Raw genomic sequence first — 912 nt, forward strand, 5'->3', positions numbered from 1 at the left:
GTTCTCACCGCAAGGGCAGCCGCGACGCCCAGTGCAAGAGACAGCGAATCAAAAAGAAAGGAGACGGGATTTAAAAAGAATCGCTATCTTACTTATTGACTAGCCTTTCGTGCCTGAGTGGGATCGGGGGTTATGCTCGTTGAAAAGGCTGATGCCTCATATCTTTGGCTTATCCTGACCGTTGCTCCCGCTGTTGTTGATGCGGGTACAGACAAGCAGGTAAGTAGCTGTACGCTTGTTTTGCCATCAGGTGAAAGGGAGGCCGATATCATCACAACAGGTCGTATCCGTACGCTATCACCCGTTGTTCAGCCTTTGGACGACACATTTTGTGTATCGGGTCCAGAAAATAGCCTGGTCTGCCAGGGGGGTGGGAGTCTATCCAGAATCAGGCTGTCACGTAAGGACAAAGGAATCCTTGGGCTGATAGCAGAGGGCTCTACCTGCTCCGTAATGTCCAGCAAAGTTCATTCCCCGCCAGCGACGGATGACGTGATAATAACAGGTGAATTTGTTGATGGGTTTCGCTGCCTTTTAACTCTGAGATCCGCGCTTGGGAAATTCATTGCCGGAAAGTTGTTAAACAAGAAATTGAAGAAGTTTATGAAGCTGTATCAACAGTCCCAAGTGATTTTGACTATGATAGCCCTACACTGGAAGTATCAGTATTGAGCCAAAATAAAGAAAGGGCAGTATGCCGAGGACAGCGGAGCACTACCTGCCCCTGCGGTGCCACCTTCGATTCGATCAACCTGCTTAAATACCACCGCCGGGGCAGTAGCGACGCCCAGTGTAAGGGGAAGTTGAACACCACCTGCCCTTGCGGCACCACCTTCAATTCGGTTAACCAGTTCAACTCTCACCGCCAGACCAGTAAGGACACCCGGTGTAAGGGGAAGCGGAACACCACCT

General features: G+C 50.5%; 2 protein-coding genes. One reads left to right on the forward strand and one right to left on the reverse strand.

Annotated features, from left to right (window positions below; genetic code table 11):
• Positions 1-132: 132 nt before the first annotated feature.
• Positions 133-672, forward strand: a complete 540-nt coding sequence (locus tag E1189_RS02260; RefSeq protein ID WP_155158445.1) for a hypothetical protein — start codon at positions 133-135, stop codon at positions 670-672.
• Here the strand turns inward: E1189_RS02260 and E1189_RS02265 are convergent.
• Positions 663-912 (reverse strand): hypothetical protein (locus tag E1189_RS02265; protein WP_196221068.1); only part of this gene is annotated, 250 nt, incomplete at its 5' end. The two genes, E1189_RS02260 and E1189_RS02265, sit on opposite strands and share 10 nt — an antisense overlap.

It is taken from the genome of Parendozoicomonas verongulae (assembly GCF_009711465.1).
GTDB classification, from domain to species: Bacteria; Pseudomonadota; Gammaproteobacteria; order Pseudomonadales; family Endozoicomonadaceae; genus Sansalvadorimonas; species Sansalvadorimonas verongulae.